The sequence below is a fragment of the Streptomyces rhizosphaerihabitans genome, assembly GCF_025399795.1.
In the GTDB taxonomy this organism is placed as follows: Bacteria; Actinomycetota; Actinomycetes; order Streptomycetales; family Streptomycetaceae; genus Streptomyces; species Streptomyces rhizosphaerihabitans.
The window spans coordinates 128421-142470 of the sequence record NZ_JAODTZ010000009.1 but is presented as its reverse complement, the minus strand read 5'-3'; the positions used below and the strand labels follow the sequence as shown (position 1 = coordinate 142470).

Annotated in this window: 12 protein-coding genes and 1 riboswitch; of the genes, 1 reads left to right on the top strand and 11 read right to left on the bottom strand. The window is 70.7% G+C overall.

The genetic code is table 11. The features are described 5' to 3' along the window. Positions 1 to 310: 310 nt before the first annotated feature. From N4G66_RS11910 to N4G66_RS11880, 7 genes are all read right to left on the bottom strand, one after another. Complete coding sequence (locus N4G66_RS11910; RefSeq protein ID WP_261704002.1) at positions 311 to 1282, bottom strand: Ppx/GppA phosphatase family protein; 972 nt, start codon at positions 1280 to 1282, stop codon at positions 311 to 313. Then, positions 1279 to 1932 (bottom strand): DUF501 domain-containing protein, encoded by a 654-nt coding sequence (locus N4G66_RS11905; protein WP_261704001.1) that lies wholly within the window; start codon positions 1930 to 1932, stop codon positions 1279 to 1281. The genes N4G66_RS11910 and N4G66_RS11905 overlap by 4 nt, the downstream gene beginning before the upstream one ends. A 39-nt stretch (positions 1933 to 1971) precedes the next feature. Next, entirely contained in the window at positions 1972 to 2448 is a 477-nt protein-coding gene (locus tag N4G66_RS11900) for an FtsB family cell division protein (protein ID WP_261704000.1), read from the bottom strand. 118 nt (positions 2449 to 2566) lie between these two features. Next, complete coding sequence (gene eno / locus N4G66_RS11895; protein ID WP_261703999.1) at positions 2567 to 3853, bottom strand: phosphopyruvate hydratase; 1287 nt, start codon at positions 3851 to 3853, stop codon at positions 2567 to 2569. Positions 3854 to 4201: 348 nt separating this feature from the next. Further along, on the bottom strand, positions 4202 to 4903 hold the full coding sequence (locus N4G66_RS11890) for a LysM peptidoglycan-binding domain-containing protein (RefSeq protein WP_261703998.1): 702 nt from the start codon (positions 4901 to 4903) through the stop codon (positions 4202 to 4204). Positions 4904 to 4907: 4 nt separating this feature from the next. Further along, positions 4908 to 5101, bottom strand: a riboswitch (cyclic di-AMP (ydaO/yuaA leader). Positions 5102 to 5284: 183 nt separating this feature from the next. Next, positions 5285 to 6172 carry a transglycosylase family protein gene (locus N4G66_RS11885; protein ID WP_315903637.1) on the bottom strand — a complete coding sequence of 296 codons (888 nt, stop codon included), beginning with the start codon at positions 6170 to 6172 and terminating at the stop codon, positions 5285 to 5287. Positions 6173 to 6487: 315 nt separating this feature from the next. After that, on the bottom strand, positions 6488 to 7759 hold the full coding sequence (locus N4G66_RS11880; RefSeq protein ID WP_261703996.1) for a cytochrome P450 family protein: 1272 nt from the start codon (positions 7757 to 7759) through the stop codon (positions 6488 to 6490). Positions 7760 to 7939: 180 nt separating this feature from the next. Between N4G66_RS11880 and N4G66_RS11875 the strand changes: the two genes are divergently transcribed. After that, positions 7940 to 9151: a globin domain-containing protein gene (locus tag N4G66_RS11875; protein WP_261703995.1), complete on the top strand. Its 1212-nt coding sequence runs from the start codon at positions 7940 to 7942 to the stop codon at positions 9149 to 9151. 108 nt (positions 9152 to 9259) lie between these two features. Here N4G66_RS11875 and N4G66_RS11870 read toward each other — a convergent pair whose 3' ends face one another. The 4 genes from N4G66_RS11870 to N4G66_RS11855 form a co-directional block, all read right to left on the bottom strand. Continuing rightward, the gene (locus N4G66_RS11870; protein ID WP_261704073.1) at positions 9260 to 10300 is read right to left on the bottom strand and encodes a nucleoside triphosphate pyrophosphohydrolase; all 1041 of its coding nucleotides are present in this window, start codon (positions 10298 to 10300) and stop codon (positions 9260 to 9262) included. Positions 10301 to 10598: 298 nt separating this feature from the next. Beyond that, positions 10599 to 11261 carry a SurA N-terminal domain-containing protein gene (locus N4G66_RS11865; protein ID WP_261703994.1) on the bottom strand — a complete coding sequence of 221 codons (663 nt, stop codon included), beginning with the start codon at positions 11259 to 11261 and terminating at the stop codon, positions 10599 to 10601. Positions 11262 to 11527: 266 nt separating this feature from the next. Beyond that, positions 11528 to 12361: a glycoside hydrolase domain-containing protein gene (locus N4G66_RS11860; RefSeq protein ID WP_261703993.1), complete on the bottom strand. Its 834-nt coding sequence runs from the start codon at positions 12359 to 12361 to the stop codon at positions 11528 to 11530. 176 nt (positions 12362 to 12537) lie between these two features. Further along, positions 12538 to 14022 carry a protein kinase domain-containing protein gene (locus N4G66_RS11855; protein ID WP_391858803.1) on the bottom strand — a complete coding sequence of 495 codons (1485 nt, stop codon included), beginning with the start codon at positions 14020 to 14022 and terminating at the stop codon, positions 12538 to 12540. Between the last annotated feature and the right edge of the window lie 28 nt (positions 14023 to 14050).

Below are 14050 nucleotides of genomic sequence, written 5' to 3'. Positions count from 1 at the left end.
GCCCAAGTGGCCCCTTCCTCGCCCAGCAAGGTCTTTTTCCTTGTGAAGAACTTCACGAACTTTCTCGACGGGGCCTCGCCGGAGGGGTTCCGGGACCCCTTCGGGTGCGCTCATACGTTATCCGACACGCTCAGCCGAGGCTACCGATCAGTAGTGAACGAGACCTGAACCACGCCCGCGCGACACCTCCGGGCATCGTGTCCGGCGCTCCCTGCGGCCTTCTGCGAACCCCGGAAGGACGGCGGCCCCGGCGCCCCTCGGGAAGAGGTGCCGGGGCCGTCCACGTCCGCTCTCGACGCGTCAGCGCGTGTCAGTCGCCCTGCCTGCCCGCTTCGGCGTCCTCCGCCACCTTGAAGGCGATGCCGTCGAGGATGTCGTGCTCGCTGACCACGACCTCCTCCGCCCCGGTCCGCTCCATGATCGAGAGCAGCACGAGGGCGCCCGCGCCGATCACGTCCACCCGGCCCGGGTGCATCGAGCCGATCGCCGCGCGCTCGGCGTGCGTGGAGCGCAGCAGCCACTGGGTGATCTCGCGGACGCGGGCGAGGGAGACCCGCGAGTGATGGATCCTCTCGGAGTCGTACTCCTCGAGGCCCAGCGCGATCGCAGCGACCGTGGTGACCGAGCCGGCCAGCCCCACCAGGGTGCGCGCCTCGCGCAGCGGGACCGTCTCCTCGGCGAGGTCCAGGGCTGCCTCGATGTCGGCGCGCATGGCCGCGACCTGCTCGGCGGTGGGCGGGTCGGTCACGACGCCGTCGTGCACGAGGTGACGTTCCGTCATCCGTACGCAGCCGATGTCCACGGAGCGTGCCGCGTGCACGTGGTCGGCGCCGACGACGAACTCGGTCGAACCGCCGCCGATGTCCACGACCAGGTAGGGCGTGGCGAGGTCGTCGCGCCCGGCCAGTTCCCTGGTCGCGCCGGTGAAGGAGAACTCCGCCTCCTGGTCCCCGGTGATGACCTCCGGCTCGACGCCGAGGATGTCCAGCACCCCGCGCACGAACTCGTCCCGGTTCTCGGCGTCCCGGGAGGCGGAGGTGGCGACGAAGCGGAGCCGCTCGGCACCGTGCTCCTTGATGGCGGCCGCGTAGTCGCGGCAGGCGGCGAAGGTCCGCTCCAGCGCCTCGGGGGCGAGCCGGCCGGTACGGTCGACGCCCTGGCCCAGCCTCACGATGGTCATCCGCCGGTCCAGGTCGACGAGTTCACCCGTCCGCGGGTCGGCGTCGGCCACCAGGAGCCGGATGGAGTTCGTACCGCAGTCGACGGCGGCGACGCGGGTCACCGCTCGTCCTCGCCGGACGCGGCGGACTCACCCGACGCGCCGGGTTCATCCGACTCGACGGGCTTGAAGGCGAAGTGGCCGGCATCGGCGCCCTCTCCGGTTGTCTCCACCTGCCACCCCTCACCGGTGGGCGGTCCGGGCAGCGTCACGCACGCACCCTTGCGCCACCACTCGGGCAGCATCGCGATGGCCTCGTCGCCGAGCGGGTTCACGCCGGGCCCCGCGGCCAGCGAGTGGGCGACCAGGACGTGCAGGCACTTCACCCGGTCCGGCATTCCGCCCGCGCTCGGGAAGCCCGCCAGCACCTCGATGGCGTCCCGTCGCGCGATGTAGTCCTCGTGGGCGGCGCGGTAGGCCGCGGCCAGTTCGGGGTCGGTGGCCAGCCGGTCGGTCATCTCCTTCATGACCCCGTTGGCCTCCAGCGTCCCGATCGCGGACGCGGCCCGCGGGCACGTCAGGTAGTACGTGGTCGGGAACGGCGTCCCGTCGGGGAGGCGGGGCGCCGTCTCCACGACGTCCGGCTGACCGCAGGGGCAGCGGTGCACGATCGCGCGCAGCCCGCGCGGCGGCCGGCCGAGCTGCTGCTTGAAGGCCTCGACGTCGGCGTCGGTGGGCTCGGTGCGCGGGGTGGTCGGCGGAGGCGTTTCCATGCCGTGAGTCACGTGTCTTTCTGGTCAGTTCATGGGTCGTCACTGGTCGACGGCGTCGGACTTGTCCACGCCGTCCCAGACATTGGTGTACCAGGGGCGGTCTGCGGTGCCCCGTTCGGCGCGGGCCTGCTTCGCCGCGTCCGGGTCGATCACGACGTAGCCGGTCTCGCCCGGCATCACATAGTGCAGCCGCTGCCGGATCTGCTGCTTCGCGTACGCGTCGTCCTGCCAGCGTGCCTTGAGGTCGCGCAGCTGCTCGACCCGTTGCCGGGCCTGCTCCCGCTGCCGCTCCAGGTCGGCGACCTGGGCACGCTGGGAGACGTACTGCCGCATCGGGTACGCGAGGGCGACGATCAGGGAGCACAGGACCAGGGCGAGCAGCGCGGCCCGGCCGGTCAGCCGGGAGCGGCGCGCCTGCCGTTTGGTCTGGGAGCGGTAGACCCGGGCCGCCGTCTGCTCGCCGAGCAGCTTCAGCCTGGTCGAGGTGGAGAACCGGTCCCGGTCCTTCACGGCCATGAGTCCCGCCTCCCCAGTACGGCCCGTCGGTAGGGGCCCGTCACGCGCGTACGTCCCCGCACACGGTACGGGACCGGGTACGGGGACGTACGGAGGACGCTTCCTGAGCCTTGCGGGGTCAGTCCTTGAAGCGGGGGAACGCCGAGCGGCCGGCGTACACCGCGGCGTCGTCGAGGATCTCCTCGATGCGCAGCAGCTGGTTGTACTTGGCGACGCGCTCGGAGCGGGCCGGGGCGCCGGTCTTGATCTGACCGCAGTTGGTGGCGACGGCCAGGTCGGCGATGGTGACGTCCTCGGTCTCGCCGGAGCGGTGGGACATCATGCACTTGTAACCGCTGCGCTGGGCCAGCTCGACGGCGTCCAGGGTCTCGGTCAGCGAACCGATCTGGTTGACCTTGACGAGCAGCGCGTTGGCGGTGCCCTCCTCGATGCCGCGGGCGAGGCGCTCCGGGTTGGTGACGAACAGGTCGTCGCCGACGATCTGGACCTTGTCGCCGAGGCGGTCGGTGAGGACCTTCCAGCCGGCCCAGTCGTCCTCGAAGAGCGGGTCCTCGATGGAGACGAGCGGGTAGGCCGCCACGAGCTCCTCGTAGTACTCGGTCATCTCGGCGGCCGAGCGGGACTTGCCCTCGAACTCGTACTTGCCGTCCTTGTAGAACTCGGACGCGGCGACGTCGAGCGCGAGCGCGACCTGCTCGCCGGGAACGTAACCGGCCTGCTTGATGGCCTCGAGGATGAGGTCGAGCGCGGCACGGTTGGAGTCCAGGTTCGGGGCGAAGCCGCCCTCGTCGCCGAGGCCGGTGGACAGGCCCTTGGACTTCAGGACGGACTTGAGGGTGTGGTAGACCTCGGTGCCCCAGCGCAGGGCCTCGGAGAAGGACTCCGCGCCGATCGGGGCGATCATGAACTCCTGGATGTCCACGTTCGAGTCGGCGTGCGACCCGCCGTTCAGGATGTTCATCATCGGAACGGGCAGCAGGTGCGCGTTCGGGCCGCCCAGGTAGCGGAAGAGCGGCAGGTCGGACGCCTCGGAAGCGGCGTGCGCGACGGCGAGCGAGACGCCGAGGATGGCGTTGGCGCCGAGCGAGCCCTTGTTGTCGGTGGCGTCCAGGTCGAACATCGCCTGGTCGATCAGGCGCTGCTCGGTGGCGTCGTAACCGACGAGCTCCGGGCCGATCTGCTCGATGACGGCGAGGACGGCCTTCTCGACACCCTTGCCCTGGTAGCGGTTGGGGTCACCGTCGCGAAGCTCGATGGCCTCGAACGCTCCGGTGGAGGCGCCGGACGGAACGGCGGCACGACCCGTGCTGCCGTCGTCGAGGCCGACCTCGACCTCGACCGTGGGGTTGCCTCGGGAGTCCAGGATTTCCCGGGCTACGACGACGTCGATGGACGGCACGAGCATCTCCTTCTGGGATGTGACGCGGATACGCGGGGCTTGGCAGCCCTGCGGGATGAGCCTAACCGGCCCGGGGGGATCGGCCAGCCGATCGACCACCCCTTGAGCAGAACCGAGGGTACATATTGTTCCTGAACGGAACAAAAAAAGAAATGAAAAACCCCGCTCCGGTGCATGCGGGGGAACAAGCACCGGAGCGGGGAGCCCGTGGGGACGGGGGGCCTCACCAGGCCTTCGGCACGAAGGCCCGGCCTGCGAGGGAGCTGCTGTTCAGCTGGGGCGATGCTGCGCACGGCCGGGACCACGGTCGCCCTCCGCCGAAGGCGACCCCGTCGGGCCGGCGTGCGGCCGCGCTCAGCGGAGGTGCAGCTGCTGGCCCGGGTAGATGAAGTCGGCGTCGGCGACGATGTCCTTGTTCAGCTTGAACAGCTTCTGCCAGCCGCCCTTGACGTGCTTCTTCTCAGCGATCGAGCTGAGGGTGTCACCCTTGACGACCTTGTACTCGCCGTCGCCCTTCTTGACCTTCTTGCCGGTCGGCGTGGTGACGGTCTTCTGGGCGGCCGGGCGCTCCGCGGAACGGGAGGCGGGCTGCTCCGTCGTACGGGTGGTGGTGGCGCTCTGCGAGCCGCTCGACGAGGAGGAGCCGGAGGAGGTCGACGGGGCCGAGGCGCCACCGCTGTACGCGGCGCTCGACAGGCCGGTGCCGCAGGTCGGCCAGGCGCCCTTGCCCTGGGCGGCGAGGACCTTCTCGCCGATGGTGATCTGCTGCGACTTCGAGGCCTGGTCGGCGGTGGAGGCGTAGGCGGTGCCGCCGTACGCGGCCCAGGTGGAGGCGGAGAACTGCAGGCCGCCGTAGTAGCCGTTGCCGGTGTTGATCGACCAGTTGCCGCCGGCCTCGCACTGGGCGACGGCGTCCCACTCGGAGGCGGTGGCGGCGGAGGCGCTGCCGGCCGCCATCAGCGGAGCGGCGATGGCGACACCGGTGACACCGGCGAGCGTGGCGACGCGGGTGGCCTTGTTCGGACGGCGGTGCTTGCCCTTGCTGGAAAACAGCATGGAGTGATCCCCTCACCGACGCCTGCGAGGTGAGCTGTCGGGTTCGGGCCGGTTGAGTTGCCCGGCCGCGCACCTTCGGTCCTGTCTCCAGGACGTCCGGCACGCGACTTAACCCCAAGCCGTTCCCGGGTGTCTCTCAACTCCCGGACGCGGCGCTTACCTTGGGTCCCCCGCTCCTGCCTACGGCGCATGACGCGACGACTGTTCCCGTACGGCCGCTGGCAGGATTCGGCGTTGTGACCGTCGGGGCCCGCTGTGGCGAGCGATGACGACCGTAAGCAGTCGATCGGCGGAATTTCAAAGACGATCAGGGCTTCTGAGACTCATGTCTCACTTGCACCAAACCGGACATTCCACAGCGAATCATGACGCGAACTCCCGCTAGTTCTGCACCGTTTCGGCAGCGGCGGCAATGCTCCGACCGGGGACGATGAGGCCGGGACCGTCGTCGGCCGCCGCGCCGTACGAGGCAGACAGGTCGCCCGATCCGCCTTCGAGGCCGAGGACGTCGGAAACGTTCCAGAGATTCGTGCCGACGTCCGCGACATACGAGTTGTCGACGGTGACGCTCGGGGCGCTCGGAGCGCTCGATGCATGCCGCCCGGTGGCGCTGTCGGCAGGGCTGCCGGTCGCGCTCTCCGCGGCGTCTCCGCCGCGGTGCCGCCCGGTGCCGGTGCTCGCAGCGTCGGAGGCGCTCGAAGAAGCGCCCTTCTGCCCGGACTTGCCCGACTCGTCACCCTTGCCGGTCGCGCCCGAGGCGCTGGGGCTCGGCGAGGCGTCGGGCTTCGCGGCACCGTCGGTCGCGCCCGAGGAGTCACCCGAATCGATCGAACCAAGCAGATCCGACGAAGGGGATGAACTGGGCGAAGTAGACAAACCGGATGAGCCGTATGAACCGGCGTCACTCTCGGCGCTCGACGAGTCGTCGGCCACGCCCGTGTCGACCTGAACCCCGGCCGAGCCCTTGCTGAGCCCGGAGAGCGGTCCACAGGTCGGCCAGGCGGCGAGCCCCCGGTCGTCGAGCAGCTTCTCGGCGACGGCTATCTGCTGCGAGCGGCTGGCCTGATCGGCTCTGGGGGCGTAGTCGAGACCGCCGTACGCCTCCCAGTCCTCCTGGCCGAGCTGGAGCCCGCCGTAGAACCCGTTGCCCTGGTCGGAGCTCCACGCGCCGCCGCTCTCGCACTGCGCCACCCGGTCCCAGGTGGTTCCGTCGGCCGCGCTCGCACTCGCCGCGGCGAGCAACGGGATGGCGATGGCCGATCCGGTCACCCCTGCGGCGACGATGAGGGCTGGGGCCTGACGAGGGCGACGGTGACGGCCGTTCCCGGAGAGCATGCGGAAGCCTTTCACGTGACAACGGGGGAGTACCGCGGCTCCTGTGAAGTAAGAAGCGCAGGTGCCGCGTTGATGGGTGAAGGTAGCCGCACTCGAACGCTGGTTACAAGTCGATGCAGTACAGATCACGTGAAGATCACAGATTTGATGGATCGTCACGTTCCGGTGGCCGGAAGGGCGTCCTTTCCGATATGCGGAAGAACCCCGCCGACCGGGGTTCCGAAGGGTCGCCGATGAACCGATCAAGGACTATTTGACCGGGGTGAACTCCACAGGAAGCGTACGCAATCCACGCATAATGAGCCCTCCACGCCAACGCAAATCGGCTGATTCTCCAGCGAGTTGGAGGTCGGGAAGGCGGTTGAGGAGCGTACCGAGCGCGATCTGCCCCTCCAGACGGGCGAGCGGCGCGCCCAGGCAGTAGTGGATGCCGTGGCCGTAACCCAAGTGCTGAAGGTCACGTCGTGCGAGATCGAGCGTGTCCGGCTGTTCGAACCGCTCCGGGTCGCGGTCCGCGGCGGCGAGGACCACGAGCACGGGGTCGCCGGCCGCGATGTCCTGTCCGCCGATCCGCACGGCCTCGGTCGCGAACCGCCAGGTGGCCAGCTCCACGGGTCCGTCGTAGCGCAGGAGTTCCTCGACACCCGTTTCGAGCAGCCCGCTCTCCCCAGCCGCCAGGGAGGCCTGCAGGCGCTCCCGCTGCCCGGGGTGGGTGAGAAGGGCGTGCATCCCGTTCCCGATGAGATTGACCGTGGTCTCGAACCCGGCGAAGAGCAGGATGAAGGCCATGGCGGCGGCCTCGTTCTCGGTGAGGTGTTCGCCGTGGTCGGAGGCGCGGATGAGCCCGGAGATGAGGTCCTCGCCCGGTGCGGGCTCCGCGGTCAGCGCCTCGCGCTTGCGGTGGATGAGCTCGGCGAGATATCCGCGCATCTTCTTGACGGACCGGGCGACCCCGCCCCTCGGCCCGCCGCCGTGCCGGATCATCATCCCCGCCCAGTCCCGGAAGTCGTCCTGGTCCTCGCGGGGGACGCCGAGCAGGTCGCAGATCGCGTAGATGGGGAGCGGGAAGGCGAACTCGTGAATGAGGTCCGCCGAGCCCCTGGCCGCGAAGTCGTCGATGAGCTGATCCGTCAGCTCCTGCACCCGTGGAGCGAATTCGGCGACGCGCCGGGGTGTGAAGGCCTTGCTGACGAGCCGCCGCAGCCGGGTGTGGTCCGGCGGATCGATGTTCAGCAGATGCGTCATCAGCTCGGCCTTGCGCTCCCCGGGGATCCCGGTCCTGCCCTTCGCGTGCGCGGGCTCGTCGTGATGCGCGGGATTCTTGGACAGCCGCTGGTCGGCGAGCGTCTGCTTGGCGTCGGCGTACCGCGTGACGAGCCAGGCCTCCACACCACTGGGCAGCCGCGTGCGGTGCACGGGAGCGTGCTCCCTGAGCCAGGCATAGGCCGGGTAGGGATCGGTGGCGAACTCCCAGGTGAAGAGTTCGGGGGCGGCGCTGGCGGAGGCTTCGTGCTCGGTCACTCCTCGACCGTATCCGCAGGAGGCGGAGACCCTCCGGCCGACCGGCGACCGGGCCGCACCACGGGCGGCACCTGGGGTGCACGACGGCGGCGGAGACCGCCCCTGCCCGCTTCGCCCCAGGCTGTCCGGACATGGCCGACTGTTTGACTCGGCCTCTCGGCACCTCCCTACATTCACGCAGTGGACCCCGAAATACTCAGATCCAGCTTCGCGGTCGTGGAAAGACGGGCCGAGTTCGCGGTCAAGTACTTCTACTCGCATCTCTTCCGGCACAACCCGGAGCTCCGCGCGCTGTTTCCGGCGGACCTCCCGCAGGACATGGAGCGGCAGCGGGACCGGCTCTTCGCGGCGCTCACGTTCGTCATGGACGGACTGGAGGACCCGGACCTGCCCCGGTATCTACGGGATCTCGGACGCGACCACCGGAAGTACCTGACCCAGCCGGAGCACTACGCGGCCGTGGGGGCGAGTCTGATCGCGGCGTTCGCGTTCGTCGCGGGCTCGGCCTGGAGCGCCGAGGCCGAGAAGGCCTGGGCCGAGGCGTACGGGTCGATCGCCCAGCTCATGCTCCAGGGCGCCGGAGAGGCCCAGCACCACGGCGAGCCCCCCTGGTGGGACGCCGAGGTCATCTCCCGCACCCGGCACGGCGACGACCTCGTCGTCCTCACCCTGCGGCCACGGCAACGGCTCACCTACTCCCCCGGTCAGTACGTCAGCGTCAGCGTGCCCCACCTGCCGTGCGTCTGGCGCCCCTACTCCCTCGCCAACGCGCCCCGCGCCGACCGCACCGTCGACCTGCACATCAGCCGCGTCGAGGACGGCACGCTCTCCACCGCTCTCGTCCGGCGGACCCACGTGGGCGACGTGCTGCGGCTGGGCGCACCCGGCGGCGGCCTCACCCTGCGGACGCCGGCCGACCGGCCCCTCACGCTCATCGCGGCCGGCACGGGCTGGGCGCCGGTGAAGGCCCTGCTGGAACAGCTCGACCCCGCCCACGAGGCCCGCCTGTTCCTCGTCGCCCGCGACATCGCGTACCTCTACGACCGGCCCGCCGTCGAACGCCTGCGGGCCGGGCTCCCCAAGCTCGCCGTCACCTTCATCACCCCCGCGCCCGGCCGTCCCAAGGCCCAGGCGACCGAACGGCTGCTCACCGCGCTGGGCAACCGGGCCGGATGGACCCGGCACGACGTCTATGTCGCCGGTCCGCCCGATCTCGTCGAGGAGGTCGGCGAGACCCTCCCCTCCCTCGGCACACCGGCCGACCGCGTCTTCCACGATCCGCTGCCGCCGACCGGAGAGAGCCGCCCCCGCCCGGTGGGCGCGGCGGAGTGGCTGCTCGACCGCCCCCCGGCGACCTGGCACAACCCGACAGGCCGCGCCCCGAGGGCGTGACACCGCCCGCGATCAGCTCTCCGCTCCCCCTTCCCCACCCACATCCCCGTCCTCTCCCCCGTTGTCGTGCTCGTTGTCGTCTTACTCGCTGTCGTGCTCGTTGCCGTCTTAGCGGTCGTCCTCACGGTCGTCCCCGCGCTCGGCCTCGTCGTCGGTCTCCACGAAGCCCTCCGCCCCGCGGATCGCGTCCCGGTACGTCCGTGCCGCCGCCCGCAGCGCCGCCTCCGGGTCCACACCCTCGGCCTCGGCGCGGACGGCCATCGCCAGCAGCTCGTACCCCACGCCCTCCCCCGCGGGCAACGCGACCTCAAGTCCCGCCGTACGCACCCGGGACGACAGCTTGGCCGACAGAGCCAGGCCCGGCTGGCCGAGCGGGACACCCTCGGTGACGGAGGTGCGCCGCTTCTCCTCGGCCTTGGTCCGCAGCCAGTGCGCCTTGACCTCCTCGGGCGTCGTGGCCGTCTCGTCGCCGAAGACATGGGGGTGGCGGTGGATCAGCTTGGCGACGATGCCGCCGGCCACGTCGTCGATCGAGAAGGGGGCCTCCTCGTGGTCCTCGGCGATCCGGGAGTGGAACACGACCTGGAGCAGGACGTCGCCGAGCTCCTCGCGCAGCTCGTCCCGGTCGCCTTCCTCGATGGCCTCGACGAGCTCGTACGCCTCCTCGATGCCGTACTTCGCCAGGCCCTTGTGTGTCTGCTGGGACGACCAGGGGCACTCGGCGCGGATGCGGTCCATCACCTGGACGAGGTCGAGCAGGCGGGCGCCCGGCAGGTCGTACGAGGCGGGGAGCAGCTCCAGGTCCGGCATCCGTATGCGGCCGGAGCCCGCCATCCGGGCCAGAGCGTCGGTGAGGCGGGGCTCGCCCTCCCCGCGGGCGACGACGACCAGCGAGCGTCCGCCCGCGCAGGCGTCGACCAGCTGCTGCGCGGTCGGGGACTCCTCGTCGACTCTGATGCCGGCCTCGCGCAGATACGGCACCTGCGGGTGCGCGGGGTCGGCGCACAGCACCTGGTCGGCGCCGTGCAGCGCCTGCCAGGCCGGCCAGGACAACAGACCGGGAGCGACGCGGTGGCTGGTGGTGAGCAGGACGATACGGCCGGGGTCGGCAGCGGTCGCGCCGACGGTGGTCGCGCCGAGGGCGGTCACATCGGCTGCCGTCGCGTCGGCAGCGGTCCGCTCACTGCCCGGAGCGGCCCCCGTCGGTTCACTGGTTGCGTTCACCCCTCGAACGTAACCCACGCCACCGACACCCCCGAAGTTGTCCACAGGGCCCGGGGTACGCCGTCGATCCACCTGTGCGGCCGGGCGGTGAGCAGCAGGCCGACGGCCGTACCACTCTATCGGCGAGCCGTCCCGCCGGACCCTTTGTCCACAGCCCCGCCCCGGCCGGCGCGCAAGCCGACCGGCCAGCCGCCATCCATCGAGCCGGCCGGCCGGGGGACGGTTACGCGGGCTGCTGCTGGGTCCCCACCGACGAGACGTCCCGCAGCCACGGCGTCTTCGCGTCGACGCGGCTGCTCTTCTGGACGTCCCAGGCGCCGTAGCGCGGGTTCAGGTCGACGTGAAGCTGCTTGGAGGCGGTGGACATCGCCTTCCAGAAGGTGGCCTTGCCGTCAGTGGTGTTCATGTCGACACCCAGTGCGGCGGCGAGTTTCCGGGCCTCGATCTCGGTGCGCAGGCTGTCGTCGAGCCGCTTGGGCGCCACGCCGTAGTTCGCCAGCCAGGCCGTCTCCAGGGCCTTCGAGCCGCCCGCCTGCTGTTCGAGGGCCGACCGCATCTGCTGGGAGTCCTTGCGGGTGACGGTCACACCGGCGTTCTTGGCCGCCCGGTCCAGAACCCGGTCCAGGACCATGCCGTGCAGGGTGTCGCGGGTGAGGGTGCCGCTGTTGGCGATGACCTGCTCGTACTGGGCGTCGTCCTTGCTGGCGGCCCGCTGCGCCGAACGCACCTCGTTCACCCGGCCCTCGAGCTGCGCGACGGTGATCCGCCGGCCGTCGACGACGGCCGCGGCGCCCGGATGGGCGTCGCTGCCACAGCCGGTGAGCAGAGGGGCCGCGGCGACGATCGCGGCGGAGAGGACGAGCGCGGTGCGACGGCGGCGGTGCAAGGAAGCCTCCCGAGGAGATTGTGCGGCGGTGCACAAAGTCTTGCGGTGATCGATGGTAGGCAGTGGCCCGCCTCTCGGCCAGCCATTCGACCAACGATTCACCACGACTTCAGGCACCGTCGCGCGAACCTCGCCTCGCGGAACGACCACGGTCCGCCCATAAGAGTGACCACGCCCGGTCGATCACCGGGTGATCACCGGGTCGATCAGCCATGGATCACGGGGTGATCGGGACGCCGCGGTCCGCTCGTACGACCGTGCGTACGTCAGCCGGTGATGGCGACCGGCGCATCCCAGGCGTCGCGGTCCACGGTGATCGTGTAACCGCCGCGGGTCTCCTTGCTGTTGACCATGTACTGGTGGGCGCGGCTGTGGCCGGGGTACTGGGTGGCACCGAACGGCCAGTCGGTGGTCGTGGTGTTCGTCTTGTCCCACAGCGCGTACCAGAGGTTGCCCGGCAGATCCGTCTTGTCGGTCGCGGTCGCGATGGCCTTGGCGCTGGAGCTGGTGAAGCCGTAGTACCCGGTGCGGTACGTCTTGGCGTGCAGGGCCTTGTCGAAGGCGCGCACGTACGTCAGCACGGCGTCGTTGCACGCCTTGTTGGTGATGTCGTACGACTCCATGTCCAGGTAGACCGGGCTGCCGGCCTTCATACCGAGGGCGGCGGCCTTGGCGACCGCGTCCGCGCCGTCGGTCGCCCCCATGGACGCGGCGGTCGAGGCGGTGAGCTTCTCGGGGCTGCTGCCGGTCTGGCAGGACGGCTGGGCGCCGACGTACAGCGGTATGAGCTTCCAGCCCAGCGCGCTGACCGACTTCACCCAGGACGCGGTCAGGTTGGGCTGGTTGCACCCGCGGTTCTTGCCGCCGACGTAGACGGCGGCCGCACCGTAGAAGCCGTTGTTCCAGGCCTTCATCGCGTTCAGCGAGGGCGCTGTGCAGGTGTCGAAGGCGCGGCCCGTGAAGGTCTTCTGGGCGGGCCAGGTCGTGGCTGCCATGGAGGTCTGCGCGGCGATGCCGGCGCAGGCGCCGGCGACGACGGCGGCCCCGGCCACCCCCCACGCGACATACCTGCGCTTCCTCGACTGACGATGGTCGGACATGTAAACCCACCCCTGATTGTGCCGGTGGTACCGGCCGGTTGTGCGATGACGGCGCACGCGGCGCACAAGGAGGCGCGCACGGCACGAAACAGAGCGCAACTTAACTGGATGCGCATTCCCGTTCGGGAAAGAAAGCTCCTGGAACCTCACAAGATTCTCTCAGGGCACGGCAAAATCTAGCCACGCACCTGCCCCAGCCATTGCAACGTCCGCCGGATCTCGGCCGCGAGCGGGTGTCCGGGACCGTGCAGCCGCTCCACCTCGTGCAGCAGCCGGGCCAGTGTGTCGCGGGCGGCTGCGCGGTCGCCGAGCGCCAGCAGCAGGTGACCGATGCGGCGGCGGACGTCGAAGGCGAGTTCCGGGTCGTCGGCCGCGTACTGGTTCTCGTAGTACGGCAGCAGCGCGCGGTACTCGGCGAGCGCCGCCGCCGGGTCGCCCAACTGCTCCAGACACTGGGCGGACTCGTAGCGATAGCGCAGGGACTGGGGGTCGGCGGTGCCGGCCTCGGCGGCGCGTTCGTCGGCGAGGCGGCGCAGTTCGGGCAGCGCGCGCCGGTACTGGCCGTCGTCCATGAGCGTGGCCGCGTACTGCTTGCGCAGGGTGCGTACGACCGGGGAGTGCTCGCCGTGCTGCTGTGCGGCGGTGGGCAGGATCGCGCCGAGGACGTCGACGGCCTGGGTGATGCGGCCCTCGCCCAGAAGGCGCTTCACCTCGTCGACGGCGCCGGCGACATCGGGCTTGTCGGCGGCCCGCACGACAGGGGCGGGCCGGGGCGCGGGTGTGCGCGCACGGTCCGGCCAGGGGGCGTGCGGGCGCAGGAAGGGGCGTGTGGGGTCGAGTGGTGCCCCGGTGGGGGTTCCGCGCGCGGGCAGGAGCGGCGCCAGATGCTCGTACACCTCCTGCGCGGAGGCGGGCCGGTGCTGCGGGTCCTTCGCGAGCAGGCGCAGGACCAGGTTCTCCAGCGCCTCCGGGATCTCGGGGCGCAGCCGGCGTACGGGCAGCGGCGGCTCGTACAGGTGCCGGTGCAGCACACCGAGCGCCGTCGAGCCCGTGAACGGCACGTCGCCGCTGAGGAGTTCGTGTATCAGCACACCGAGCGCGTACAGGTCGGTGTACGGGCCGACCGCGCCGCCCATCGCCTGCTCGGGCGCCATGTAGGCGGGCGAGCCGATGGGGGAGCCGGTGTGCGTGAGGCGGGTGGTGTCGGTGTCCATGACGGAGGCGACGCCGAGGTCGAGGACGGTCACCGTGCCGTCCTGCTTCACCATCACATTGCGCGGCTTGAGGTCACGGTGGACGATCGGCACGGCGTGCACGGCGCTCAGTACGGCGCACAGCTGCGCGGCGATCGCGACCGCCCACTGCCACGGGTAGGGGTCGTGTTCGGCGAGGTGATCGGAGAGGTCTGCGCCGTCGACGTACTGCATGACGAGGAACAGCTCCTCGCCCTCGCTGCCCGCGTCGTGCACGGTGACCAGGCCGGGGTGGTCGACCTGGGCGGTCACCCGGCACTCGCGTGCGAAGCGGCGGCGCAGTTCGTCGGCCTCCTGGCCGACGACCTTGTCGGGGCGCAGCAGCTTCACCGCGACGCGCCGGTCGAGCCGTTGGTCGTAGGCCGTCCAGACCTGGCCCATGCCTCCCTGTCCGATGAGCGTGGCCAGTTCGTACCGGCCGGCGACGACACGTCCG

Coding starts and splice junctions, on each gene's coding strand:
- N4G66_RS11905 (WP_261704001.1), bottom strand. CDS start 1,932: ATGGAAACGCCTCCGCCGACCACCCCGCGCACCGAGCCCACCGACGCC.
- N4G66_RS11900 (WP_261704000.1), bottom strand. CDS start 2,448: ATGGCCGTGAAGGACCGGGACCGGTTCTCCACCTCGACCAGGCTGAAG.
- eno (WP_261703999.1), bottom strand. CDS start 3,853: ATGCTCGTGCCGTCCATCGACGTCGTCGTAGCCCGGGAAATCCTGGAC.
- N4G66_RS11890 (WP_261703998.1), bottom strand. CDS start 4,903: ATGCTGTTTTCCAGCAAGGGCAAGCACCGCCGTCCGAACAAGGCCACC.
- N4G66_RS11860 (WP_261703993.1), bottom strand. CDS start 12,361: ATGTCCGACCATCGTCAGTCGAGGAAGCGCAGGTATGTCGCGTGGGGG.